Here is a 24,070-nt window from a genome sequence, read left to right on the forward strand (position 1 = left end):
ACCTGTTGATCCAGGTAGCGGCGCAGGCCAGGCCGCTCAACCAGACTCGCCGAGCCCTTATCTCTGCGCCTGCGAGCCTGCTTTCACAATTTGTCAGGTGGTTTTATGGACAGCATCAACAGCCGCATCGCCGAGGAACTCGGTGTACGCCCACAACAGGTCGAAGCGGCCGTCGCGCTACTCGATGAAGGCTCTACCGTTCCCTTCATCGCCCGCTACCGGAAAGAAGTGACCGGCAGCCTCGATGACATCCAGTTGCGTCATCTGGAAGAGCGTCTGCGCTACCTGCGAGAACTCGACGAACGGCGTATCAGCATCCTTGCCAGCATCCAGGAACAAGGCAAGCTGACCCCGCAACTTGAACGCGACATCAAGCTCGCCGACACCAAAACCCGCCTCGAAGACTTGTACCTGCCGTACAAGCAAAAGCGCCGCACCAAGGGCCAGATCGCCCTGGAAGCCGGCCTCGGGGCGCTGGCCGACGGCCTGTTCAACGACCCGACCCTGACGCCAGACGCTGAAGCCGCGCGCTTCATCGATGCCGAAAAAGGCGTCGCCGATGTGAAGGCAGCCCTTGAAGGCGCCAAATACATCCTGATGGAACGCTTCGCCGAAGACGCCGGCCTGCTGGACAAGCTGCGCAGCTACCTCAAGCAGGAAGCCACCCTCAGCGCCCGCGTCATCGCTGGCAAAGAAGAGGAAGGCTCCAAGTTCCGCGACTACTTCGAACACGATGAACCGCTGAAAAGCATGCCGTCGCACCGCGCGCTGGCGATTTTCCGTGGCCGCAACGAAGGCATTCTGAGTTCGGCACTGAAAGTCGGCGACGAACTGCCGGGCGCCATGCACCCGTGCGAAGGCATGATCGGCCAGCAATTCGGCATCCAGAACCAGAACCGCGCCGCCGACAAGTGGCTGGGCGAAGTGGTGCGCTGGACCTGGAAGGTCAAGCTCTACACCCACCTCGAAACCGACCTGCTGGGCGAACTGCGCGACGGCGCAGAAACCGAAGCGATCAACGTGTTCGCGCATAACCTGCACGACTTGCTGCTGTCGGCGCCGGCTGGTCCGCGTGCCACATTGGGCCTCGACCCGGGCCTGCGCACCGGTTGCAAGGTGGCCGTGGTCGATTCCACCGGCAAGCTGTTGGATCACGCCACGGTTTACCCGCACGTGCCGCACAACAAATGGGACCAGACCATCGCGATTCTGGCTGCCCTGTGCGCCAAGCATGCAGTGGACCTGATCGCCATCGGCAACGGCACCGCCAGCCGCGAAACCGACAAGCTGGCCGCTGAACTGATCAAAAAATACCCAGCCATGAAGATGACCAAAGTCATGGTCTCCGAGGCCGGCGCATCGGTTTACTCGGCGTCGGAATTGGCTTCGAAAGAATTCCCGGACCTCGACGTGTCGATCCGTGGCGCGGTGTCGATTGCCCGTCGCCTGCAGGATCCACTGGCCGAACTGGTGAAGATCGATCCGAAATCCATCGGCGTCGGCCAGTACCAGCACGACGTGTCGCAGCTGAAACTGGCGCGCGGCCTGGACGCTGTGGTCGAAGACTGCGTGAACGCCGTGGGCGTCGACGTGAACACCGCCTCCGTGGCGCTGCTGGCCCGCATCTCCGGCCTCAACGCGACCCTGGCGCAGAACATCGTCAGCCACCGCGACGAACACGGCGCGTTCAAAACCCGTGCGGCGTTGAAGAAAGTCGCTCGTCTGGGCGAGAAAACCTTCGAACAGGCCGCGGGCTTCCTGCGCGTCATGAACGGCGACAACCCGCTGGATTCGTCTGCGGTTCACCCGGAAGCCTATCCGCTGGTCCAGCGCATCGCTGCTGAGACCGACCGCGACATTCGCTCGCTGATCGGCGACGCCAGCTTCCTCAAGCGTCTTGATCCGAAAAAGTACACCGACGAAACCTTCGGTCTGCCAACGGTTACCGACATCCTGCAAGAGCTGGAAAAACCTGGCCGCGATCCACGCCCCGAGTTCAAGACCGCCGAGTTCCAGGAAGGCGTCGAAGACCTCAAGGACTTGCAGCTAGGGATGATCCTCGAAGGTGTGGTGACCAACGTGACCAACTTCGGTGCGTTCGTCGACATCGGCGTGCATCAGGACGGTTTGGTGCATATCTCTGCGCTTTCGGAGAAGTTCATCAAGGATCCGCGTGAAGCGGTGAAGGCCGGTGACGTGGTGAAAGTGAAGGTCATGGAAGTCGACATCCCGCGCAAACGCGTGGGCCTGTCGATGCGCATGAGCGACACACCGGGCGAGAAAATTGATGGTGCCCGTGGCGCACGTCCGGGTTCGGCGCCACGCCAGTCCCAGAACACCGCGCCGCGTAAAGAAACCACGGCGGCGGCCCCGGCCAACAACGCCATGGCTTCGCTGTTCGCCAACGCCAAGCAGTTGAAGAAACGCTGATGGACATCCCGGCCGGGCTGACCGAAAGCGCTTTTTTCAAGTTGCTGGGGTGTCGCTTGCACAATCTGGAGACCGGGGTGGCACAAGTCGCCCTCGGGCTTGCACCAGAACTGCGCAATCGCGGCGGCAAGCTGCACGGCGGGGCCTTGTTCAGTCTGGTGGACATTGCCATGGGGCTGGCCTGTTCCAGCACCCACGGCTTCGACCAGCAGAGTGCGACCATCGAATGCAAGATCAACTACATTCGCGCCGTCGCCGACGGTGAAGTGATGTGCACGGCGCGGGTGATCCACCCGGGCCGGCGCACGCTGGTGGTCGAAGCTGACGTGATGCAAGGCGACAAACTCGTCGCAAAAGCACAAGGCACGTTCGCTGTCCTGTAGATGAATGCCATCATTTTGAGTTAATTTCAGCGCAACGAAACCTGTGGGAGCGAGCCTGCTCGCGATGAGGGAGTGTCAGTCAACGTATGCGTCGTCTGACACACCGCCATCGCCGGCAAGCCGGTCTCGCTCCCACAGGGATTGCGCAGTTCTTACCGACTGGCATGAGGTCTGTGCTGCTCAAAAACCAGGCGACAACGCCAGTTTCAACTTCACCCTTGTAGACCGTCTTGCCCACCCCCATATTGGGGCGACTGACGCGTGAAGGAATCCAACTTGAGCGAACTTCTCAACCGCCGCCTGGCTCTGCTCGGCGAGCGCGCTAACCTCTCTCTGCTCGAACAGTGCCTTCACGGCATCGAACGTGAATGCCTGCGCGTGACTGGCGAAGGTCGCCTGGCGCAAACGCCGCACCCGGAAGAATTGGGTTCCGCGCTGACCAACGAACAAATCACCACCGACTATTCCGAGTCGCTGCTGGAGTTCATCACGCCCGCCCTGCCCGACCCGGCGGATACGCTGGCGAGCCTGGACAAGATTCACCGTTTTGCCTACAGCAAGCTCGGCAACGAGTACCTGTGGAGTCCATCGATGCCGTGCCCGTTGCCGGCCGAGGAAGACATCCCGATTGCCTATTACGGCACCTCCAACATCGGTCAGCTCAAGTACGTCTACCGCAAGGGCCTGGCCCTGCGCTACGGCAAGACCATGCAGTGCATCGCCGGAATCCACTACAACTTTTCCCTGCCGGAAAAGCTCTGGCCGCTGCTTAAAGAGGCTGAAGGCTTTGTCGGCACCGACCGCGACTATCAATCGTCGGCCTACATCGCTCTGATCCGTAACTTCCGTCGCTACAGCTGGCTGCTGATGTACCTGTTCGGTGCTTCACCTGCGCTGGACGCCGGTTTCCTGCGCGGCCGTTCGCATCAGTTGGAACAACTGGACCCGGACACTTTGTATCTGCCGTACGCCACCAGCCTGCGCATGAGTGACCTGGGTTACCAAAGCAACGCCCAGGCCGGTCTGACCCCGTGCTACAACGATCTGGCCAGCTACACCGACAGCCTGCGCAAAGCGGTCGCAACGCCTTACGCGCCGTACGTCGAAATCGGCACGCATCAGGACGGTGAGTGGGTTCAGCTCAACACCAACATCCTGCAGATCGAAAACGAGTACTACTCCAACATCCGCCCGAAACGCGTGACCTACACCGGCGAACGGCCAATCCAGGCGCTGGTGGCTCGCGGCATTCAGTACGTTGAAGTGCGCTGCCTGGACATCAATCCGTTCCTGCCGATGGGCATCGATCTGCCGGAATCGCGGTTCCTCGACGCATTCCTGCTGTATTGCGCGCTGAACGACAGCCCGCTGCTGACCAACACCTCGTGCGGCAACGCGACCTCGAACTTCCTCAGCGTGGTCAAGGAAGGTCGCCGTCCGGGCCTGCAACTGCAACGCGACGGTCATCCGGTGGACCTGAAAGAATGGGCCAGCGAGTTGCTGGAGATGATTGCACCCCTGGCGGCGATGCTGGATCAGAGCCATGGCGGCGATGCGCATAGCAAGGCATTGGATGCGCAACTGGCCAAGGTCAAGGATCCATCGCTGACGCCATCGGCCCAAGTGCTGGCGGCGATGGCTGAGCACAAGGAGAGCTTTGCTCAGTTCTCCCTGCGTCAGAGCCAGGCACATGCGGAGTTTTTCCGTAGCGAACCGCTATCAAGCGAAAATCAGGCGAAATTTGAAGAGCGGGCGCGTTCGTCGCTGGCTGAGCAAGTGGAGCTGGAGCAGAACGAAGTCGGCGATTTCGATGTGTTTGTCGGGTCGTATCAGGCGAGTATTCTGGCGATCAGTAACTAGGCTCAAGGTCCACCCCTCACCCTAACCCTCCCGAAGCGTCGGACCGCCCCAGGGGGTAGAGGGGACTGACCGAGGTTTTCTTGGAGCTACATCGACCTGAAAAATCGAGTCGAACTCAGGATTTGAAAACGATGGAGATCGGCCCCCTTTCCCCTCTCCCCCATGGGGAGAGGGCTGGGGTGAGGGGTCGATCCACCTGACTGCACACAATCGCAAAATCTACTACCCTCTCACCCGTCCCTTAGAATTTTCCGCTCATAAGCTCATTCGAAAAAGTTATTTATTTTCGGATTCTTATATCATTTAGTCTCCTTTTCACGCCGACTCTCGGTCGCCTGACAAGGAGCTTCTCAATGAAACTGATTTCCCCCCTTCGCCTCCTGGCGGCCGCGTCTCTGGCTGCGATAAGTTTCTTTGCCCAGGCGGCTGACGTCACCGTCGCCTACCAGACCACCGTAGATCCGGCGAAAGTCGCCCAGGCCGATGGCGCGTACGAAAAAGCCACCAACGCCAAGATTGACTGGCGCAAATTCGACAACGGCGCCGACATCATCGCCGCCATCGCTTCCGGCGACGTGCAGATCGGTTACCTCGGTTCCAGCCCCCTGACGGCGGCCATCACTCGCAAAGTCCCGGTAGAAACGTTCCTCATCGCCACGCAGATCGGCGCCGCCGAAGCCCTGGTGGCTCGCGACGGTTCCGGGATCAAAACTCCGCAGGACCTGATCGGCAAGAAAATCGCCGTGCCGTTCGTTTCCACTGGCCACTACAGCCTGCTGGCGGCGTTGAAGCACTGGAACATCGACCCGTCGAAAGTCACCGTGCTCAACCTTGCCCCGCCAGCCATCATTGCCGCGTGGAAGCGCGGTGACATCGACGCCACTTACGTGTGGGACCCAGCCCTCGGCGTGGCCAAGGAAAACGGCAAAGTGCTGATCACCTCCGGTGAGCTGGCCAAGTTCGGCGCGCCGACCTTTGATGCGTGGATCGTGCGTAAAGACTTCGCCGAGAAGCACCCGGAAATCGTCACCGCGTTCGCCAAAGTGACCCTCGATGCCTACGCCGATTACCGCAAAGACCCGAAAGCCTGGCTCGCCAACCAATCCAATGTCGACAAGCTGGTGAAACTCTCCGGCGCCAAGGCCAGCGACATTCCATTGCTGCTGCAAGGCAACGTCTTCCCGCTGGCGGCTGACCAGGTGATCACCCTCGGCGCGCCGACCACCAAGGCCATCACCGACACCGCCGCGTTCCTGAAAGAACAAGGCAAGGTCGAGGCCGTGCTGCCGGACTACGCTCCCTACGTCAGCGCCAAATACATCACCAACTGATCGGAGTTAACCGCAATGGCTTTGCTTCAGCTGGAGCGCATCAGCGCACAGTACCCCGGCGCCGCCGAACCGGTACTGGCGGAAATTTCTCTGAGCCTTGGGCCCCAGCAATTGCTGGTCGCCCTCGGCCCGTCCGGCAGTGGCAAGACCTCGCTGTTGAACCTGATTGCCGGTTTCGTCGAGCCCAGCGCCGGGCGCATCACCCTCGATGGCGTGCCGGTCAAAGGCCCGAGCGCCGAACGCGGCGTGGTGTTCCAGGACGACGCCCTGCTGCCTTGGCAGGACGTGCTGGCCAACGTTGGCTTCGGTCTGGAACTGGCCGGCATTGCGCGGGAAAAACGTGAACTGCGCGCCCGGGAAATGCTCGCTTTGGTGGACCTTTCTGGCTTCGAAAGTCGCCGAATCTGGCAACTCTCGGGCGGTCAGAAACAACGTGTCGGTCTGGCCCGCGCCCTCGCTGCTAATCCTCGGGTTTTGCTGATGGACGAACCCTTCGGCGCCCTTGACGCCTTCACCCGCGAACAGATGCAGGAGTTGCTGCTGCAAGTCTGGCAGCGCACCGCAAAACCGGTATTTCTGATTACTCACGACATCGAAGAAGCGGTGTTTCTCGCCACAGACCTGATTCTGCTGGCGCCGAACCCTGGGCAAATCGTTGAGCGCCTGAGCCTGGATTTCGGTCAGCGTTACGCCGCCGGGGAGTCGGCTCGATCGATCAAATCCGACCCGCGCTTTATCGAAACCCGCGAACACGTGCTCGCCAAAGTGTTCTCCCAACGCAGCGCCGTCCAGCGGCAGGAGCACGCATGAGCACCTATGAGATTCCCGCCGCGACGGTGAAGTCGAGTTCGACGGTAACTGGGCTACGTCGCAGTTTGAACACGCGCTGGATCAGCGTACTGACGCTGGTCGCTCTCGTTGCTATCTGGTGGGCCGTCACTGCCACTGGAATGATCGAACCGCTATTCCTGCCGCCACCGTCCGCGGTGCTGCAAAAAGGCTGGCTGCTGGTGACCACCGGCTACATGGATTCGACCTTGTGGCAGCACTTGGGCGCGAGCCTCAACCGAATCGGTCTGGGCCTGGGCTTCGCTGTTTTGACCGCTGTGCCGGTCGGCATCGCCATCGGCCACAACCGTATCGCTCGCGGCATTCTCGATCCGCTGATCGAGTTCTACCGCCCTATTCCACCGCTGGCTTATCTGCCGTTGATCGTGATCTGGTGCGGCATCGGTGAGCTGTCGAAAGTCTTGCTGATCTACCTCGCGATCTTTGCCCCGATCGCCATCGCTACCGCGACCGGCGTGCGTACCGTCGACCCGGCCAAATTGCGCGCGGCGCAGTCCTTGGGCGCGACCCGGGCGCAGTTGATTCGTCATGTGATTCTGCCAAGCGCGTTGCCGGACATTTTGACCGGTGTGCGAATTGGCCTGGGTGTGGGTTGGTCGACGCTGGTTGCCGCCGAATTGATCGCCGCCACCAGTGGTTTGGGTTTCATGGTGCAGTCGGCCGCGCAGTTCCTGGTCACCGATGTGGTGGTGCTGGGGATTTTGGTGATCGCATTGATCGCCTTCGCGATGGAAATGGGCTTGCGCGCCCTGCAACGCAAACTGGTGCCGTGGCATGGCCAGGCTCACTAATTATTTTTGGATCTTAATGTGGGAGCGAGCCTGCTCGCGATGGCGGTGTATCAGCCACAGCCATGTCGCCTGAAACTCCGCTATCCCACAAAAAGCTCGGCGCCCCGGATTGAAGAGAACACCATGAGTAACCTGACAATCGTCCCCCTAAGCTCGGCCCTCGGCGCACACATCAGCGGCGTTGACATCAGCCAGCCACTGAACCTGGAACAGCGCGACGCCATCGAGCAGGCGCTGCTCAAACATCAAGTGTTGTTCTTCCGCGACCAGCCGATCACACCGCAACAGCAGGCACGTTTCGCCGCCAATTTCGGCGACCTGCACATTCACCCGATCTACCCGAATGTGCCGGAACAACCCGAAGTGCTGATCCTCGACACCGCCGTCACCGACGTGCGCGACAACGCGATTTGGCACACCGACGTAACCTTCCTGCCGACGCCAGCCATGGGCGCGGTGCTCAGCGCCAAGTTGTTGCCGGAGTTTGGTGGCGACACGCTGTGGGCCAGCGGTATCGCGGCGTATGAAGCGCTTTCGGCGCCGATGAAAACCTTGCTCGAAGGGCTGACCGCCACCCACGATTTCACTCGTTCGTTCCCGCTGGAGCGCTATGGCAACACGCCGCAAGCCTTGGCCCAGTGGGAAGAAGCGCGCAGGAAAAACCCGCCGCTGTCACACCCAGTGATTCGCACTCATCCGGTGAGCGGACGCCGGTCGTTGTTCGTCAATGAAGGCTTCACGTCGAAGATCAATGAACTGTCGGAAACCGAAAGTGAGGTAATTCTGAAGTTTCTGTTTGCCCACGCCACGCGGCCGGAATTTACCATTCGCTGGCGTTGGCAAAAGGACGACGTGGCGTTTTGGGATAACCGCGTGACACAGCATTACGCCGTGGATGATTACCGGCCGGCACGGAGGGTGATGCAGCGGGCGACGGTGTTGGGGGATGTGCCGTTTTTTCGGTAAACCTCGGGATTTTTGATTGATTTTGATGGCCCCATCGCGAGCAGGCTCGCTCCCACAGGGTTATCGGTTGACCACAGAATTTGTGGTCACGCAGGTCCACTGTGGGAGTGAGCCTGCTCGCGATGGGGCCAGAACGGACGCCAGAATATCCGGCGCCGAACACTTATTCAGCCGTCGAAGGCTTCTCCCAGAGATTGACCCCGCCCTCTTGGGCAAACCGGTCAATTTCCGCCAGCTCTTCGGCACTAAAGCTCAAATTCTTCAAAGCCCCGACGTTCTCGATAATCTGCTCTGGCCGGCTCGCACCGATCAGCGCCGACGTCACGCGCGGATCGCGCAAAGTCCACGCCAATGCCAGCTGTGCCAGGCTCTGGCCGCGACGCTTGGCGATCTCATTCAGCGCACGCACATGAGCGATGTTGGCTTCGGACAGGTGCGCCGCCTGCAACGAACCACCCCCTGGACGATTGACCCGCGCGTCCGCCGGCACGCCATTCAGATATTTGTCAGTCAACAACCCCTGAGCCAGCGGCGTGAACGCAATCACACCCGTACCGAGTTCGTCCGTGGTATCCAGCAGGTCTTTTTCCACCCATCGATTGAGCAGGTTGTAAGCCGGTTGGTGAATCAGCAACGGGACTTTCCACTCTTTCAGCAGCGCGGCCATTTCACGGGTTTTAACCCCCGAGTACGAGGAGATGCCGATGTACAACGCCTTGCCCTGTTGCACCGCGGTAGCCAGTGCGCTGGCGGTTTCTTCCAGCGGCGTGTCTGGGTCGAAGCGGTGGGAATAGAAGATGTCCACGTAATCCAGGCCCAGGCGCTGCAGACTCTGATCGAGGCTGGCCAGCACGTATTTGCGCGATCCGCCACCCTGACCATAAGGCCCGGCCCACATGTCCCAACCGGCCTTGCTCGAGATAATCAGCTCATCGCGATACTGCTTGAAGTCTTCGCGCAATAAACGACCGAAGTTGATCTCGGCGCTGCCATACGGCGGGCCGTAGTTGTTGGCCAGGTCGAAATGATTGATGCCGAGATCAAACGCGGTACGCAGCAACGCGCGCTGGGTGTCGATCGGCGTGCTGTCGCCGAAGTTGTGCCACAGCCCCAGCGACAGCGCCGGCAGCACCAGACCGCTGCGACCCACGCGGCGGTAAGGGATGGAGTCGTAGCGGTTTTCGGCAGCGGTGTAGGTCATCGAATCCTCTCTTGTCTGTCTTGAAGTTGGTATCGACTGCTTCGCAAGTTGCCCAGCATACGCCCAGACAAACGCCGATAAACCTCGGACTCGAGAAAATGCTGAAACGTTTCACATATCAACATTTACGTCGACAACTCACGCAGGGCGGCGGCAGCCAAAAAGCCAGACCGTGAGCTGTACCGCTGATCCCGCCTGACTGTTTGATCGATACGCTCAAGCAACTGCTCAGGCAACGTGGCATTGAAGCGCACCGACTTTCCGAAGTAAGGCGTGATATCGAATTCAACCACCCCCCACACGCCGCCCGCGTAATCAGGGTTATCAAGATGAGCGTCGATCTCATGCACCTGCGGCAGCGGATCGCCATCGGCCACCAAGCCTTCGTAGTGCAACGACAGCGCTTCCTTCACGTTTTCAAATGCCTGCGCCACAGTACCGCCTGCGGAGAAACAACCCGGCACGTCCGGGATAATTACTCCGTATTCTGAGTCGGCATCCTTGTGCAGAACGACCGGGAATTTCATTTCGGTAAGTCCTTCCTGTGATGTGGCCCGCTCGGGGCTTTCGTATCCGGTGTCGGGGCTCATTTCAATCCCGCCTGTTTCAATATGCTGTTGATCGTTCCTTTTGGAAGATCCGAATCCGGGTGCTTTATCGTCACCCTCCCTGGCTTGCATGGATGCTTGTATTGATGATGGCTGCCTTTCACGGCCACCAGATACCAACCATCCTCCTCGATCATCCTGATCATTTCCCGACTTCGCATCACCTTCGTCCTTGTGGGCAGCACCTGCTGCGCACACTACGCGACGAAGCTTCATGTCAATACACACCATACACACTCTGATAAATAATAGCCTATCGAGACCAGCGGCTACTGTGCCCCCGCAAACACTTCCCCCAGCCAATCCACAAACACCCGAACCCGTGGCGACATGTGTCGGTTGTGCGGATACAACACCGAAACCGGCATTGGTGGCGGTGGCGTGTCGATCAGGACTTCCTGCACCAAGCCCTGGGAAATCTGCGTTTCCATTCGGTAATGTGGGCACTGGATCAGGCCGAACCCGGCAATCGCCGATGCCGCATAAATTTCCGCGCCGAACACTGAAAGCGCGCCATCGATAGTCACTTCCTTCAGTTCGCCATCCACCATGAATTCGAAGGGAAATAACTTGGCAGTCGTGCGCGAGACGTAGTTCACGGCACGATGATGATTCAGGTCGTCGAGGCTTTTCGGTTCGCCATATTTACGCAGATACGCGGGACTGGCGCAGGTGATTTGGCGCAGGTTGGCGACGCGGCGGCCGATCAACGCGGAGTCGCCCAAGGTGCCGGCACGCAGCACGCAGTCGACGCCTTCAGCGATCAGGTCGACAAAGCGGTCGGCCTCGCTGATGGACAGTTCGATATCCGGATAGCGCGCCATGAACTGCGGCAACGCCGGGATCACAAAGTGTTTGGCCAACGTGCCATGCAAATCCACGCGCAACCGGCCCTTCGGTGCGACGCCACGGAATGCCAGTTCGGCTTCTTCCAGTTCCGCCAGCAGCTGCACGCATCGCAGGTAGTACGCCTCGCCGTCCAGCGTAGGCCGCACTTTGCGAGTGCTTCGCTCCAGTAAACGCGTACCGAGCCAGGCTTCGAATTGGTTCAGCGTGTGGGTCAGCGTCGCCCGCGGCAGGTTCAGGTCGTCGGCAGCCAGCGTGAAGCTGCTGCGCTCGTAGATCCGCACGAAAACCTTCATCGCTTTGACTTGATCCACGCGGGTCTCCTGGCGGTAGATTGTTGGCAATTATTGAACAGTCAAGGCAACTCTCGTGCATTTATCAGCCTGAGTAAACATGTGAATCTGGCTTCACACCGAGCAAACAACTCACGACTTACAAGGAATCACCGCCATGACTACTCAAACTTCGAAAGTTGCCATCGTGACCGGCGCCTCCCGCGGCATCGGCGCGGTGATCGCCAAACAACTGGCCAAACAAGGTTTCGCCGTCGCCATCAACTACGCCAGCAGTGCCACCGAAGCTTCAAAGCTGGTGGTCGAATTGCGTCAGGCCGGCCACCAGGCCATAGCGATCAAGGCGGATGTAGCGAACGCCGACGACGTACGCCGGATGTTCGACGAGACCGAAACACAGCTGGGCAAGGTCGATGTGCTGGTGAACAACGCTGGCATCCTCAAAGTCCTGCCGCTGGCGCAACACACGGATGAGCTGTTCGACCAGAACTTCAATATCCACGCTCGCGGCACGTTCAACACCCTGCGTGAAGCCGCCACTCGCCTGAACGCTGGCGGGCGGATCATCAACTTCTCCAGCAGCACCGTCGGCATGAACCTGCCGGGCTACGCGGTGTACATCGCCAGCAAAGCGGCAGTGGAATCCCTGACCCAGGTGTTCGCCAAGGAGATGCGCGGTCGCAACATCACCGTAAACGCGGTCGCGCCTGGTCCAGTGGCGACTGAGCTGTTTTTGCACGGCAAGAGCGAGGAGCAAATCCAGGCCTTCGCCAAGATGCCTCCGCTGGAACGGCTGGCTCAGCCGGAAGACATCTCCCGTGTCGTGTCTTTCCTGGTGGGCCCTGATTCGGCCTGGGTCAACGGCCAGATCCTGCGCGTCAACGGCGGCCTCGTTTGAGCAGCCCCACCCAACATTGATAGGAGTGATGATCATGAACCAGCCAGCAAACACCTCGACCCGCACCGGGCAATCGAAACTTATGTTCACGCTGTTTACCGCAGTGGCGGCTGCCACCGCCGCATTGGCCGCAGGCTCCAGTGTGATGCTGACCCTGCCGGTCTGGGCGATGTTTGTAGGATGGGTTGCGTTCTTCAGCCGCGGCCTGACCTTGCGCGATGGCCTGGTCAACCTCGGTTGCGTGCTGATGGGCATAGCCTTCGGTATCGGCGCGGCGCTGAGCATCGGCGCACTGACACCCAGCCTCGGAATGTTCGCCTTACCCGTCGTGGTGTTTGTGGTGGCGATGGTTGTGGTGTCGCTTCGAGCCTTGAGGGTGATGAACAACATCGTCGCCTACTTCCTCGGCCTGATCGCTTACTTCGCTGCGCATCTGGAACCGTCGCTGGAAAGCTTCGTTGAACTTGGCAGTGCGGGCGGCCTCGGCTCCCTCGCAGGCTGGTTGTCCCACGCCGCGCAACAACGCCTTCCTCGTCGTGCCTGAAGCCGAAAGTTATCAAATTACTCAAGAGGTTAATGCTATGAGATCAGTCATTCTCATCACCGGCGCCGGCACCGGCATCGGAAAACTCGCCGCAGAAGCCCTCGCCCAGGCCGGGCACATCGTTTACGCGAGCATGCGTGACGTGAACGGTCGCAACGCCGCACGGGCGGAGGGCATCCGCCTCTGGGCCAAAGAGCAGAGGGTTGAATTGCATCCGCTGGAGCTGGACGTGTTGTCGCAAGATTCGGCAAACACAGCGGTCGCGACCATCGTGGCCGAACAAGGACGCCTGGACGCGGTGATGCAGAACGCCGGGCACCTGGTGATCGGCCCGACGGAGGCCTTCACCGCCGAAGAAATCATGAAAGTGTTCGACACCAATTTCTATGGCGTCCAACGGGTCAGCCGTGCGGTGTTGCCGCAGATGCGGGCCCAGAGCTCGGGGCTGGTGTTGTGGATCAGCAGCACCACGACCAAGGGCGGTTTTCCACCGTTCATGGGGCCTTACGCGGCGGCGAAAGCGGCGATGGATTCCCTGGCAGTGAGCATGTCCTACGAGTTGACGCGGTTCGGTATCGAAACCTCGATTGTGGTGCCTGGCGCGTTCACTCGCGGCACCGATCATTTTCCGAGTGCAGGCAAACCGGCGGACGTAGCGCGCAGTGACGCCTATGCTCGATATGACGGGGTGATGGATAAGGTCGGCGAGCGACTGAGCGCGTTGACCCCGGAGGATGCCGACCCGCAAGCGGTGGCGGATGACATTGTGCGGATCGTCGGCTTGCCGCAGGGATCACGGCCGGCGCGGTCGGTGATCGATTTCGTCGGGGATGGCGCGGTTGAGGTGCTGGAGGTTTCGGAGCGGGTTCGGATCGACTTTGCAAAGCGCATTGGTATTGAGGACTTGCTCGAACTGACACCGCAGTGACTCCTTCGGCGGCTTTACAGGCAACACACATCTAAAGGAATACACCATGCACACCACAATCATCATCACCTTCGGCCTCGTCCTTCTCGCGCTGATGCTGTTCATCGGCGAGAAAATCGGTTTCAGCCGCCAGACCCTGGCCTATAGCTTTGTCGTGCTGTGGTTCGCGCTGACGTTGATCAACGGTGCAGTCGGCATGGTTAACGCAGGCCAGCCCCTGAGCACGGAACTGGTGGTCGGCAGCGCCGTATTCGGCGTGCCGGTGGCGGCGATGGTGCTGTTCATGGTGTTGAGCGCCGAGACCTGAAAAGGGCCCGGCGCCACCAGTTCTCGATCAACGCACCAAATGCAAGAACTGCAGGTGCCGCTCGTACTGATCAAGGATGTCGTTGATGATCTGCTCCTTGGTGTAACCCACCAGATCGTAATCCTGACTGCCCTCGCTCAAATGCACTTCGGCCCGGTAATAACGACGGTTGTTGAGTTCCTTGGAACCCATGCCGCCACGGGCGAAGGACGGCGTGAAGTAGCCGCGCATCTGCACCTGATAGATGAACGGATGCTCCTCGCCGTGACCGATTTCCAGGCTGACGTTGTCGTTGGTCGGGTCCGGCTGAGTGACCACGTTCAAGCCCTTCTCGACGAACACCGCCGAGACTTCTTCAATCGCCGGGCGCACCGTCGTATCGAGGAAGCGATAGACCTCATCCCGTGACGGGAAATGCACGGCCTGACTCAGGCGCTGACGCCAGCCGCCACGCCGCGATCCGGATACCGGTGCCAGCGAATGCAGTTGCGCGATCTGCTTCTGCGACTCCAGGTAGAACGCCTTGTGGAGCCCCCACATCATCAGCAGCAAGATCATCGAGAACGGCAACGAGGTCAGCACCACCGCTGACTTCAGCGCATCGATGCTGCCGGAGAACAGCAGCGCACTGGTCACCAACGCGGTCATCGCGCCCCAGAACACCCGCAGCCATTTCGGCCCGTCTTCGTCGGGATTGCCGCCCTTGGCGGACAGTGTCGACAGCACCACGGTGCCGGAATCGGCAGACGTCACGAAGAACACGAAGCTGATGAACACCGTGACCGCGATGACGGTTTTGCTCCAGGGATAGGTTTCCAGCAGCAGGTAAAGGGTCATCGATGGGTTATCGATGGCCGACATACCGAGCGCGCTCATGCCATGGTTGAGGACTTGATCGATGGCGCTGTTGCCGAAGATCGACATCCACGCCAGGGTGAAACCGAGCGGGATCAGCAGCACGCCGAAGACGAATTCGCGGATGGTCCGGCCACGGGAAATCCGTGCGATGAACAGGCCCACGAACGGCGACCATGCAATCCACCACGCCCAATAGAACACCGTCCAACCGCCCAGCCAGTCGCTGGGTTTGTCATAGGCGTAGAGGTCGAAACTCTTCATCGGCAAGGCGCCGAGGTAGTCGCCGATGTTCTGGATCAGGGTGTTGAGCAGGTGCTGAGTCGGGCCGGCGAACAATACAAACAGCAGCAGCGCGCAGGCCAGCAGCATGTTGATGTCGGACATCACCCGCACGCCTTTATCGACGCCAGACACCGCAACGATGATCGCCGCGCCCATCATCAGCGTGATCAGGCCGACCTGAATCCACTGGGTGTGAGCGATGCCGAACAGGTAGTCCAGACCCGAGTTGAGGTGCAACACGCCAAAGCCCATGTCGGCACCGAGGCCGAACACCGTGGCGATGATGCCGAAGCCGTCCACCGCGTAACCGATCGGGCCGTTGATGCGTTTGCCGATCAGCGGATAGAGCGCCGAACGCAGGGCCAGCGGCAGGTTATGTCGATAAGCGAAGTAGGCCAGCGCCATACCGACAAACGCGAATACGCCCCAACCGTGCAAGCCCCAGTGCAGAAACAGAATCTGCATCGCCTGACGCGCCGCATCCGCCGTGCCCGCTTCGCCTTGCGGCGGTTGCGCCAAATGGGTCAGCGGTTCGGACACGCAAAAGAAAAACAGCGTGATGCTGATCCCGGCGGCGAACAACATGCCGGCCCAGGACAGATAACTGAATTCGGGTTCGTCGTGGTCGGCACCGAGCTTGATCTTGCCGTAGCCGGACAAGGCGGTGACCACCACGAAGACCAGATACAGGGTCATCGCGAGCATGTAGTACCAGCCGACCGTGTTGGCCGCCCAGTTTTGCGCTTCCAGAAGCCAGGCGCCGGCCTGTTCAGGCATGACGATGACAATGATGCCGAACAGCAAAATGAACGTCGCCGAGAAGTAAAATACCGGCGGATTCATGCGGACCTGACCGCTGGCGGGGGTGGGCGATGCACTCATGAAAGATGCACCTCAAGGGAGTGGAACAGGGTAATCAATAACGGACTCGGCAAAGGCAAGCCTCCTGTTGTGAGCGGGCAGCAAACCGGCGGTTTAACTTGAATGAGCGTTCAAGTTAAACATGAATAGGGTGCTAAGGACTAATCGCAAGGCTCGGCGGTACAGTTCGTACGCTAGCTCAAGGATGGGTATGACGTGGGGTTTGGGGGATTTATTCAGTGAGAAATTAGCGGAATGCCAACATCTTGGTTCGCCTTGAAACCAATCGCGAGCAGGCTCACTCCTACAGTGGATTTGTGTCAGTCCACACCATTGTGAACACCATAAAAACCCTGTGGGAGCGAGCCTGCTCGCGATGAGGCCGGATCAGTCAGTCGAGATTCCGGATCTACTTCTGCGTCCCATCATCATGCTGCAGATTCGCCTGAGTCAGGTTGCTCCCCGCTGGCACGCTACGCGTCAGCCAGACATTACCGCCAATGGTCGAGCCCTTGCCGATGGTGATCCGCCCCAGAATCGTCGCACCGGCATAGATCACCACGTCATCCTCGACAATCGGATGACGCGGTTGCCCCTTCTGCAACTGACCGTCTTCATCCGCCGGGAAGCGCTTGGCACCCAACGTCACGGCCTGATAAATCCGCACACGCTCGCCGATGATGGCGGTCTCGCCGATCACCACACCCGTCCCGTGATCGATGAAGAAGCTGCGACCAATCTGCGCGCCAGGGTGAATGTCGATGCCGGTGGCCGAGTGCGCGATTTCCGCGCTGATGCGTGCCAGCAGCGGCAATCCAGACCTGTACAAATGATGGGCCAGGCGATGGTGAATCACCGCCAGAATCCCCGGATAGCACAGCAACACTTCATCGACACTGCGAGCCGCCGGATCGCCGTGATAGGCCGCCAGTACGTCGGTGTCGAGCAGGCTGCGCAGCCCCGGCAATGCGAGGGCGAAGTCCTGAATGATCTGAATGGTCTTGGCCTCGACTTCAGTGTCGGCCTGGGCACTGTGGCGAGCGGCGTAGCGCAGTTCGAGTCGTGCCTGATCCAGCAACGCGTTCAACGCAACGTCCAGCGTGTGGCCGACGTAGAAGTCTTCACTCTCCTCGCGCAAATCCACCGGGCCGAGGCGCATCGGGAACAACGCGCCGCAGAGGGCTTCGAGAATCTCTGCCATGGCCGCTCGGGAAGGCAACTCGCGACCGCCCTGTTCGGTGCTGGCGCGGCCATTTTGTACGCGCCACTGATCACGCGCCGTGCGCAGTTGGCTGACGATGGTCTGCAGTTGCCAATGACTGGAACGCTCGCTCACGGTAAAAACTCCTCACGGGCGGCCGGACTGTCTGGCCGCGTTAACCGCGATTACTTTACGGCATGGTCTGGAAGCCGAATTAAGAACCGATTGTGCTGTGCTCAGCACTTTTTGGCATAAGGCCGATTGACAGTTGCCCCGCTAAATAGGCGTGCCTATAGTCCTGTCATCTCCCTCCGCCAGTACGGACCCCATGATCAAACAACAGCTTGCCCGCTTTAACCGTCTCGACCTGCTCGGTCACCCTACCGCCCTGGAAAAACTCGAACGCCTGTCGACCTGGCTGGGCCGCGATCTGTACGTCAAGCGTGATGACCTGACGCCGCTGGCGATGGGCGGCAACAAGCTGCGCAAACTCGAATACCTGGCGGCCGATGCGCTGGCACAAGGCGCGGACACCTTGATTACCGCTGGCGCGCTTCAGTCCAACCACGTGCGCCAGACTGCCGCCATTGCGGCCAAGCTTGGCCTGGGCTGCGTAGCCTTGCTGGAAAACCCTCTCGGCACCGACGACGCTAACTATGTCGGCAATGGCAATCGGCTGTTGCTGGACCTGTTCGATGCCAAGGTCGAGTTGGTGGAAAACCTCGACAACGCCGACGAACAATTGCAATCCCTGGCCGAGCGCCTTCGCAACAACGGCAAGAAGCCGTATCTGGTGCCGATTGGTGGCTCCAATGCGTTGGGTGCTTTGGGTTATGTGCGTGCCGGGCTGGAGTTGGCCGAGCAGATCAAGGACACCGGGCTGACATTCGCCGCCGTGGTTCTGGCTTCGGGCAGCGCCGGGACCCATAGCGGTCTGGCGTTGGCGTTGAGTGAAGCACTGCCGGATTTGCCAGTGATTGGTGTCACGGTTTCTCGCAGCGACGAAGACCAGCGCCCGAAAGTCCAAGGCCTCGCCGAACGCACTGCAGAGCTGTTGGGCGTGAGCCTGCCAGCGAGTTTCAAGGTCGAGTTGTGGGACGAGTATTTCGGCCCGCGCTACGGCGAACCGAATGCCGGGACGTTGGCCGCCGTGAAGCTGGTGGCGAGTCAGGAAGGTTTGCTGCTGGACCCGGTTTACACCGGCAAGGCCATGGCGGGTTTGCTCGATGGCATCGGCCGCCAGCGCTTCAATGATGGCCCGATCCTCTTCCTGCACACCGGCGGGGCGCCGGCGTTGTTTGCCTACAAAGACTTTCTTTAATTGATCTCGATCTCCGGATTTATATTCAATAAAAGCATATCAAACTGATTATTCATTATTTTCCAATCTAAAGGCGCCATCATATAGTCACGCCGCAGGCGAATTTGCAGCGAGACGCATACGATGCTTTAGGGCAGGATATTGCAGTCGTTCAAATCCCGAATTTGCCAACATTCCTAAAAGCGTCTTCATAAGAAAACACAGGGGCTTGTCATGAATTTTTCCGCACTACGACGAAATCTGCTGGTTGGTTCGCTGGGCCTGGCGCTGAGCGCCGGTCTGCTGGGGCAAGCGGTTGCCGGTGAGCAACTGCAAAAAATCAAAGACGCTGGCGTGATCAACGTTGGCCTGGAAGGCACTTACCCACCGTTCAGTTTTGTCGACGCCGACGGCAAGCTGGCCGGCTTCGAAGTCGAGTTCTCCGAAGCCCTGGCCAAAGAGTTGGGCGTGAAGGTCAAACTGCAACCAACCAAATGGGAAGGCATCCTCGCAGCCCTGGAATCCAAGCGTCTGGACGCGGTGATCAACCAGGTGACCATCACCGAAGAGCGCAAGAAGAAGTACGACTTCTCCACGCCGTACACCGTTTCCGGGATTCAGGCGCTGACCCTGACCAAGAACAAAGACACCATCAAGACCGCCGCTGATCTGGCCGGCAAGAAAGTCGGCGTAGGACTGGGCACCAACTACGAGCAGTGGGTGAAAGAGAATGTGCCTAAGGCTGACATCCGCACCTACGAAGATGACCCGACCAAGTTCCAGGATCTGCGCGTCGGCCGCATCGACGCCATTCTGATCGACCGCCTCGCCGCGCTGGAATACGCCAGGAAGGCCAAGGATACTTCCGCCGCCGGCGAAGCGTTCTCCCGTCAGGAAGCCGGTATCGCCCTGCGCAAAGGCGAGCCTGAATTGCTGGCAGCAGTGAACAAGGCCATCGACAAGCTGCGTGCCGACGGTACGCTGAAAAAGCTGTCGGAAAAATACTTCAGCGCTGACGTCACTCAATAATGGGAGAAGCTTTCCAACTCGCGCTGGATTCCGCGCCCTTCCTGCTGAAGGGCGCGTACTACACGGTGATCTTGAGCCTGGGCGGGATGTTCTTCGGCCTGGTGATGGGCTTTGGCCTGGCATTGATGCGCCTGTCGCGCTTCAAACTGGTGAGCTGGATCGCGCGCATTTACGTGTCGTTCTTTCGCGGCACGCCGTTGCTGGTGCAACTGTTCGTGATCTATTACGGCTTGCCGCAATTGGGCATCGAACTTGATCCGCTGCCGGCGGCCCTGATCGGCTTCTCGCTGAACATGGCGGCCTATGCCTGCGAAATCCTCCGCGCCGCGATCAGCTCCATCGAGCGCGGCCAGTGGGAAGCCGCCGCGAGTATCGGTATGACCCGCGCGCAGACCCTGCGCCGGGCCATCCTGCCGCAAGCGATGCGCACGGCTCTGCCACCGTTGGGCAACAGCTTCATTTCGCTGGTGAAGGACACCGCGCTGGCAGCCACTATTCAGGTGCCGGAACTGTTCCGTCAGGCGCAGTTGATTACCGCCCGTACCTTTGAAATTTTCACCATGTACCTTGCCGCCGCGCTGATCTACTGGATTCTGGCCACGGTGCTTTCGCACCTGCAGAACCAGTTGGAAGCACGGGTCAATCGGCACGACCTGGAGTCCTGACCCAATGATTGTCGTGGAAAAACTGACAAAGCAGTTCAAGGGTCAAGTGGTGCTCAACGGCATCGATCTGGAAGTGAAGGAAGGCGAGGTGGTGGCGATCATCGGGCCTAGCGGCTCGGGTAAAACCACGTTCCTGCGTTGCCTGAATTTCCTGGAAGAACCCACCAGCGGCCGGATCAAGGTCGGTGACATCGAGATCGATGGCAGCCGTCCGCTGAACCAGCAACAAGGCCTGGTGCGGCGTTTGCGCCAGCACGTGGGTTTCGTGTTCCAGAACTTCAACCTGTTCCCTCATCGCACCGCCCTGGAAAACGTTATCGAAGGCCCGATCATCGTAAAGAAGATCCCGCATGCCGAAGCCGTTGCCCTGGGTAAAAAACTGATGGCCAGGGTCGGTCTGGCGGGCAAGGAAGACGCGTACCCGCGTCGCCTTTCCGGTGGTCAGCAACAGCGTGTGGCGATTGCCCGTGCGCTGGCGATGGAGCCAGAAGTGATTCTGTTCGACGAACCCACCTCAGCCCTCGACCCGGAGCTGGTGGGTGAAGTGCTGGCGACCATCCGCAGCCTTGCCGAAGAGCGACGCACCATGGTCATCGTCACCCACGAAATGGGCTTTGCCCGGGACGTGGCGAACCGCGTGGTGTTTTTCGACAAGGGGGTGATCGTCGAACAAGGCGAAGCCAAGGCGCTGTTTGCCAATCCGAAAGAAGAGCGGACGAAGCAGTTTCTCAGCAAGTTCCTGAATAACGCTCACGCCTGAAACATCGCCTCACTACTTGTTAACTTCCATGGAAGGAAGTGACAACTACGCCTACTAACAAAATCTCTCGCTACGTTCTCTTCGTTAACTCCATTCATTTGAACAATAGATAATTTTTTAGAGCAGCGTGCGGTACATATATATGTTCTGCAACAGAATAACCTCGCCTGAAATGCACCAAACCCAGCGCCCTCACCGAACCGGCCTTCCCCGTCAGCAACGCGCTTAAAGCCCATAAAACAAGGTCAAATTCGACAAAGCGGTGCAGCTTATTAACTTCAATGCGTAGGATTTTTCTGAATAACACTGGATTCAACACTTAACTAGCCAACTCTATTGACACCTATTCAAGCGCACTCTTATCTAGTCTCCAGCAGGCGTTAAACCTCAACTCATTCATTATTTAACCTCACAAATAGCGAATAACTTTGTTGCTCGGTAATTCACGCCTTTTGAACTTTCAGAAACGGACTTTCGCTGCAAGGCGTCAAGGAGAATCCCCATGACAAGCACTTCGAACAAACCCGAACTTGCGGCCCCGACCCTGGCGCAATCTCACAAGACCTGCATCAACATCACCTCGGCGGCGCACCTGCTGATCGATGTGGCGCCCTACTCCGGCATGGACGAAGGCGACCTGATCGAATTGTTCTGGGACAACTGCTACGTGGCCTCCAGAGTGCTGACGGCCAACGATGTCGGCCGACCGGTGCAACTGCGTGTGCCCGAGAGCTTCATCGCCAATGGCACCTCGCGCGTTCACTACCGGATCATGCAGATCGGGCAAGGGCCAACTCTGTCCGCCGCCAGACGGGTGCAGATCAAACTCGACTGCCCCGGCGGCCAACCGTCTGCGCTGTGCGGTGATGAAAACCAGAGTCTGGAGCCCGTGAACATCCCCGAGACCATTCGCCGTCAGGGGGTCAATCCGAACCAGATCAAGCGCGGCGTTCCGTTGACCATCGAGCCTTACCTGAACATGGCCGCCGACGACGAAATCACCCTGCGCTGGGGCGATGTGCGTATGGATCTGCCACGACTCAAGGCTGGCGATGTCGGCCAGCCGATCCAGGTCTGGGTGCCGCCGGCGATCATTCTCGAAGCCGGCGAAGACCTGCGGCTGGAAGTGACTTACTGCATCCTCGACCGGGTGGGTAACAACTCCCGCTGGGCGCCACCGCGCAGGTTGAAGATCGGTTGCGCCAATCCCTATTTGAAGGTCCGGCCGAAAGAAATGCTCATGGCCGCCGAACCCCGCAAACACTGAAATCCCTGCGTTCGACTGTAGGAGCGAAGCTTGCTCGCGAAGAACGATAACGCGGTGCGTCAGAACTGACGCCTTCGCGGGCAAGTCGGATCGCCGCACCGCTCGCTCCTACGGAAGCCGGACGCAGGCTTCGCCAGCTGCTACACGAATCTGTAACACCCCTTCTATGCATATTCCTAAAAGTTAGTTTATTTAATTTTTATACGCGCTTAGGGTATATGCACCGGACCACCGGACATTCTTGTTTTCGTTCGTCGCAACCATCGCGACGTTTCCATGAGATGTGAGGTAGGTATGGTCCGGAACACAATCACCCCAGTGCAGATCGCCAGGGCATTGCGTGCAGCCAAGGAGCGGCGCTGATGTCCAGTCTGGCAGATGCAATCGTCCAGAGTGATCTGGACATCGCCCCGTTGTTGTTGCCCGCGCAAGTCTTGCGCAATGACGCACAAGCCATCAAGGCCGCCCATGAGCTGGCGCAAGTCGCCCGTCTGCAAGCGGCCAAACGCGACCAGCAGCGCAAGCTGCCGTGGTCGGAAATCGAACAGTTCACCCGCAGCGGCCTGGGCAGCATTGCCATCCCGCGCGAGTACGGTGGCCCGCAGGTTTCGTTCGTCACCGTTGCCGAAGTCTTCGCGATCATTTCCGCGGCCGATCCGGCATTGGGACAGATCCCGCAAAACCAGTTCGGCATTCTCAACCTGGTGCTCGGCAGCGCCACTGAATCGCAAAAAAAACAGCTGTTCAAAAGCGTGCTCGACGGATGGCGAATCGGTAACGCGGGACCTGAGCGCGGCACCAAAAATACCCTCGAACTCAAGGCACGAATCACCGCCAGCGGTGACGGCTTCATCCTCAATGGGCAGAAGTTCTATTCCACCGGCGCCCTGTTCGCTCACTGGGTCGCCGTCAAGGCGCTGAACGACGACGGCAAGCAGGTTTTGGCCTTCGTTCGTCGCGGTACACCGGGCCTGCGCATCGTGGATGACTGGTCAGGCTTCGGCCAACGCACCACCGCCAGCGGCACCATTTTGCTCAACAACGTGCAGGTCGACGCCGAGCTGGTGGTGGACAACTGGAAGATCAATGACAACCCGAACATTCAGGGTGCCGTGTCGCAGCTGATTCAAGCAGCCATTGACGCCGGCATCGCACGGGGCGCCATCGACGACGCCATCTCGTTCGTGAAAACCCGTGCACGGCCGTGGATCGACGCCAAGGTCGAACGGGCCAGCGACGACCTCTATGTGATCGCCGACATCGGCAAGCTGAAAATCGAACTGCACGCCGCCGAAGCACTGCTGCGCAAGGCCGGACAAGTGCTCGATCAGGTCAACGCCGCGCCGCTCACTGCCGAGTCTGCCGCCCGCGCTTCGATTGCCGTGGCCGAAGCCAAAGTGCTGACCACCGAGATCTCGTTGCTGGCCAGCGAAAAGCTTTTCGAACTGGCCGGCAGCCGCGCCACCCTCGCCGAATTCAACCTCGACCGTCATTGGCGCAACGCCCGCGTGCACACGCTGCACGACCCGGTGCGCTGGAAGTATCACGCCGTTGGCACTTATCACTTGAACGGCACGCTTCCCGCTCGCCACTCCTGGATTTAACGACCAGA

General features: G+C 59.5%; 23 protein-coding genes. 17 read left to right on the forward strand and 6 right to left on the reverse strand.

The features are described 5' to 3' along the window. Window positions 1-105: 105 nt before the first annotated feature. From ACYZUA_RS01250 to tauD, 7 genes are all read left to right on the forward strand, one after another. Window positions 106-2,430 (forward strand): Tex family protein, encoded by a 2,325-nt coding sequence (locus tag ACYZUA_RS01250; RefSeq protein WP_461961766.1) that lies wholly within the window; start codon window positions 106-108, stop codon window positions 2,428-2,430. Next, window positions 2,430-2,813 (forward strand): PaaI family thioesterase, encoded by a 384-nt coding sequence (locus ACYZUA_RS01255; RefSeq protein WP_461961767.1) that lies wholly within the window; start codon window positions 2,430-2,432, stop codon window positions 2,811-2,813. Before ACYZUA_RS01250 ends, ACYZUA_RS01255 begins: the two co-directional genes overlap by 1 nt. A 276-nt stretch (window positions 2,814-3,089) precedes the next feature. Continuing rightward, window positions 3,090-4,673, forward strand: coding sequence for a glutamate--cysteine ligase (gshA, locus tag ACYZUA_RS01260; RefSeq protein ID WP_461961768.1), 1,584 nt, complete (start codon window positions 3,090-3,092; stop codon window positions 4,671-4,673). A gap of 353 nt (window positions 4,674-5,026) precedes the next feature. Continuing rightward, the gene (tauA, locus tag ACYZUA_RS01265; RefSeq protein ID WP_461961769.1) at window positions 5,027-6,004 is read left to right on the forward strand and encodes a taurine ABC transporter substrate-binding protein; all 978 of its coding nucleotides are present in this window, start codon (window positions 5,027-5,029) and stop codon (window positions 6,002-6,004) included. 15 nt (window positions 6,005-6,019) lie between these two features. Beyond that, entirely contained in the window at window positions 6,020-6,814 is a 795-nt protein-coding gene (gene tauB / locus ACYZUA_RS01270) for a taurine ABC transporter ATP-binding subunit (RefSeq protein ID WP_461961770.1), read from the forward strand. After that, the gene (gene tauC, locus ACYZUA_RS01275; protein ID WP_461961771.1) at window positions 6,811-7,644 is read left to right on the forward strand and encodes a taurine ABC transporter permease TauC; all 834 of its coding nucleotides are present in this window, start codon (window positions 6,811-6,813) and stop codon (window positions 7,642-7,644) included. Before tauB ends, tauC begins: the two co-directional genes overlap by 4 nt. Before the next feature lie 123 nt (window positions 7,645-7,767). Continuing rightward, window positions 7,768-8,610 (forward strand): taurine dioxygenase, encoded by an 843-nt coding sequence (tauD, locus tag ACYZUA_RS01280; protein ID WP_461961772.1) that lies wholly within the window; start codon window positions 7,768-7,770, stop codon window positions 8,608-8,610. A gap of 163 nt (window positions 8,611-8,773) precedes the next feature. Here the strand turns inward: tauD and mgrA are convergent, their stop codons facing one another. The 4 genes from mgrA to ACYZUA_RS01300 form a co-directional block, all read right to left on the reverse strand. Then, window positions 8,774-9,811 carry an L-glyceraldehyde 3-phosphate reductase gene (gene mgrA, locus ACYZUA_RS01285; protein WP_461961773.1) on the reverse strand — a complete coding sequence of 346 codons (1,038 nt, stop codon included), beginning with the start codon at window positions 9,809-9,811 and terminating at the stop codon, window positions 8,774-8,776. 125 nt (window positions 9,812-9,936) lie between these two features. Next, entirely contained in the window at window positions 9,937-10,401 is a 465-nt protein-coding gene (locus ACYZUA_RS01290; protein ID WP_461961774.1) for a type II toxin-antitoxin system HicB family antitoxin, read from the reverse strand. Then, window positions 10,398-10,580, reverse strand: coding sequence for a type II toxin-antitoxin system HicA family toxin (locus tag ACYZUA_RS01295; protein ID WP_046045491.1), 183 nt, complete (start codon window positions 10,578-10,580; stop codon window positions 10,398-10,400). The genes ACYZUA_RS01290 and ACYZUA_RS01295 overlap by 4 nt, the downstream gene beginning before the upstream one ends. 108 nt (window positions 10,581-10,688) lie before the next feature. Continuing rightward, a complete protein-coding gene (locus tag ACYZUA_RS01300) occupies window positions 10,689-11,579 on the reverse strand; it encodes a LysR family transcriptional regulator (RefSeq protein WP_461961775.1) in 891 nt (296 codons plus the stop codon). A gap of 136 nt (window positions 11,580-11,715) precedes the next feature. On the opposite strand from ACYZUA_RS01300, the gene ACYZUA_RS01305 reads away from it, so the two are divergent. From ACYZUA_RS01305 to ACYZUA_RS01320, 4 genes are read left to right on the forward strand one after another with little or no spacing between them, the layout of a single operon-like run. Continuing rightward, a complete protein-coding gene (locus tag ACYZUA_RS01305) occupies window positions 11,716-12,456 on the forward strand; it encodes an SDR family oxidoreductase (protein ID WP_461961776.1) in 741 nt (246 codons plus the stop codon). Window positions 12,457-12,490: 34 nt separating this feature from the next. Beyond that, a complete protein-coding gene (locus ACYZUA_RS01310; RefSeq protein WP_461961777.1) occupies window positions 12,491-13,000 on the forward strand; it encodes a DUF1097 domain-containing protein in 510 nt (169 codons plus the stop codon). A gap of 37 nt (window positions 13,001-13,037) precedes the next feature. Beyond that, complete coding sequence (locus ACYZUA_RS01315) at window positions 13,038-13,928, forward strand: SDR family oxidoreductase (protein WP_461961778.1); 891 nt, start codon at window positions 13,038-13,040, stop codon at window positions 13,926-13,928. 46 nt (window positions 13,929-13,974) lie between these two features. Further along, a complete protein-coding gene (locus ACYZUA_RS01320; RefSeq protein ID WP_461961779.1) occupies window positions 13,975-14,235 on the forward strand; it encodes a hypothetical protein in 261 nt (86 codons plus the stop codon). Window positions 14,236-14,262: 27 nt separating this feature from the next. Here ACYZUA_RS01320 and betT read toward each other — a convergent pair whose 3' ends face one another. Together betT and epsC are read right to left on the reverse strand one after the other, a co-directional pair. Beyond that, on the reverse strand, window positions 14,263-16,218 hold the full coding sequence (gene betT, locus ACYZUA_RS01325; RefSeq protein WP_461964169.1) for a choline transporter BetT: 1,956 nt from the start codon (window positions 16,216-16,218) through the stop codon (window positions 14,263-14,265). 427 nt (window positions 16,219-16,645) lie between these two features. Continuing rightward, window positions 16,646-17,572, reverse strand: coding sequence for a serine O-acetyltransferase EpsC (gene epsC / locus ACYZUA_RS01330; protein WP_461961780.1), 927 nt, complete (start codon window positions 17,570-17,572; stop codon window positions 16,646-16,648). 193 nt (window positions 17,573-17,765) lie between these two features. Here epsC and ACYZUA_RS01335 point away from each other — a divergent pair, with 193 nt between their 5' ends. The 6 genes from ACYZUA_RS01335 to ACYZUA_RS01360 all read left to right on the forward strand — a co-directional run bounded on the left by ACYZUA_RS01335 (window position 17,766) and on the right by ACYZUA_RS01360 (window position 24,062). Next, window positions 17,766-18,758, forward strand: coding sequence for a D-cysteine desulfhydrase (locus tag ACYZUA_RS01335; RefSeq protein ID WP_461961781.1), 993 nt, complete (start codon window positions 17,766-17,768; stop codon window positions 18,756-18,758). Between the two features lie 213 nt (window positions 18,759-18,971). After that, on the forward strand, window positions 18,972-19,766 hold the full coding sequence (gene tcyJ, locus ACYZUA_RS01340) for a cystine ABC transporter substrate-binding protein (protein WP_074872532.1): 795 nt from the start codon (window positions 18,972-18,974) through the stop codon (window positions 19,764-19,766). Next, window positions 19,766-20,431: a cystine ABC transporter permease gene (gene tcyL, locus ACYZUA_RS01345; protein ID WP_046045484.1), complete on the forward strand. Its 666-nt coding sequence runs from the start codon at window positions 19,766-19,768 to the stop codon at window positions 20,429-20,431. The genes tcyJ and tcyL overlap by 1 nt, the downstream gene beginning before the upstream one ends. Before the next feature lie 4 nt (window positions 20,432-20,435). Next, window positions 20,436-21,191: an L-cystine ABC transporter ATP-binding protein TcyN gene (tcyN, locus tag ACYZUA_RS01350; protein ID WP_461961782.1), complete on the forward strand. Its 756-nt coding sequence runs from the start codon at window positions 20,436-20,438 to the stop codon at window positions 21,189-21,191. Window positions 21,192-21,693: 502 nt separating this feature from the next. After that, entirely contained in the window at window positions 21,694-22,458 is a 765-nt protein-coding gene (locus ACYZUA_RS01355; protein WP_461961783.1) for a hypothetical protein, read from the forward strand. 362 nt (window positions 22,459-22,820) lie between these two features. Beyond that, window positions 22,821-24,062 (forward strand): SfnB family sulfur acquisition oxidoreductase, encoded by a 1,242-nt coding sequence (locus ACYZUA_RS01360; protein ID WP_461961784.1) that lies wholly within the window; start codon window positions 22,821-22,823, stop codon window positions 24,060-24,062. The last annotated feature ends 8 nt before the right edge of the window (window positions 24,063-24,070 follow it).

It is taken from the genome of Pseudomonas sp. LS2P72, from assembly GCF_054897865.1.

Coding starts and splice junctions, on each gene's coding strand:
- ACYZUA_RS01315 (WP_461961778.1), top strand. CDS start 13,038: ATGAGATCAGTCATTCTCATCACCGGCGCCGGCACCGGCATCGGAAAA.
- tcyN (WP_461961782.1), top strand. CDS start 20,436: ATGATTGTCGTGGAAAAACTGACAAAGCAGTTCAAGGGTCAAGTGGTG.
- ACYZUA_RS01335 (WP_461961781.1), top strand. CDS start 17,766: ATGATCAAACAACAGCTTGCCCGCTTTAACCGTCTCGACCTGCTCGGT.
- tauD (WP_461961772.1), top strand. CDS start 7,768: ATGAGTAACCTGACAATCGTCCCCCTAAGCTCGGCCCTCGGCGCACAC.
- tcyJ (WP_074872532.1), top strand. CDS start 18,972: ATGAATTTTTCCGCACTACGACGAAATCTGCTGGTTGGTTCGCTGGGC.
- betT (WP_461964169.1), bottom strand. CDS start 16,218: ATGAATCCGCCGGTATTTTACTTCTCGGCGACGTTCATTTTGCTGTTC.
- ACYZUA_RS01310 (WP_461961777.1), top strand. CDS start 12,491: ATGAACCAGCCAGCAAACACCTCGACCCGCACCGGGCAATCGAAACTT.
- ACYZUA_RS01295 (WP_046045491.1), bottom strand. CDS start 10,580: ATGCGAAGTCGGGAAATGATCAGGATGATCGAGGAGGATGGTTGGTAT.
- tauA (WP_461961769.1), top strand. CDS start 5,027: ATGAAACTGATTTCCCCCCTTCGCCTCCTGGCGGCCGCGTCTCTGGCT.
- ACYZUA_RS01360 (WP_461961784.1), top strand. CDS start 22,821: ATGTCCAGTCTGGCAGATGCAATCGTCCAGAGTGATCTGGACATCGCC.
- ACYZUA_RS01250 (WP_461961766.1), top strand. CDS start 106: ATGGACAGCATCAACAGCCGCATCGCCGAGGAACTCGGTGTACGCCCA.
- tauB (WP_461961770.1), top strand. CDS start 6,020: ATGGCTTTGCTTCAGCTGGAGCGCATCAGCGCACAGTACCCCGGCGCC.
- ACYZUA_RS01320 (WP_461961779.1), top strand. CDS start 13,975: ATGCACACCACAATCATCATCACCTTCGGCCTCGTCCTTCTCGCGCTG.
- ACYZUA_RS01355 (WP_461961783.1), top strand. CDS start 21,694: ATGACAAGCACTTCGAACAAACCCGAACTTGCGGCCCCGACCCTGGCG.
- ACYZUA_RS01290 (WP_461961774.1), bottom strand. CDS start 10,401: ATGAGCCCCGACACCGGATACGAAAGCCCCGAGCGGGCCACATCACAG.
- tauC (WP_461961771.1), top strand. CDS start 6,811: ATGAGCACCTATGAGATTCCCGCCGCGACGGTGAAGTCGAGTTCGACG.
- mgrA (WP_461961773.1), bottom strand. CDS start 9,811: ATGACCTACACCGCTGCCGAAAACCGCTACGACTCCATCCCTTACCGC.
- ACYZUA_RS01255 (WP_461961767.1), top strand. CDS start 2,430: ATGGACATCCCGGCCGGGCTGACCGAAAGCGCTTTTTTCAAGTTGCTG.
- ACYZUA_RS01305 (WP_461961776.1), top strand. CDS start 11,716: ATGACTACTCAAACTTCGAAAGTTGCCATCGTGACCGGCGCCTCCCGC.
- tcyL (WP_046045484.1), top strand. CDS start 19,766: ATGGGAGAAGCTTTCCAACTCGCGCTGGATTCCGCGCCCTTCCTGCTG.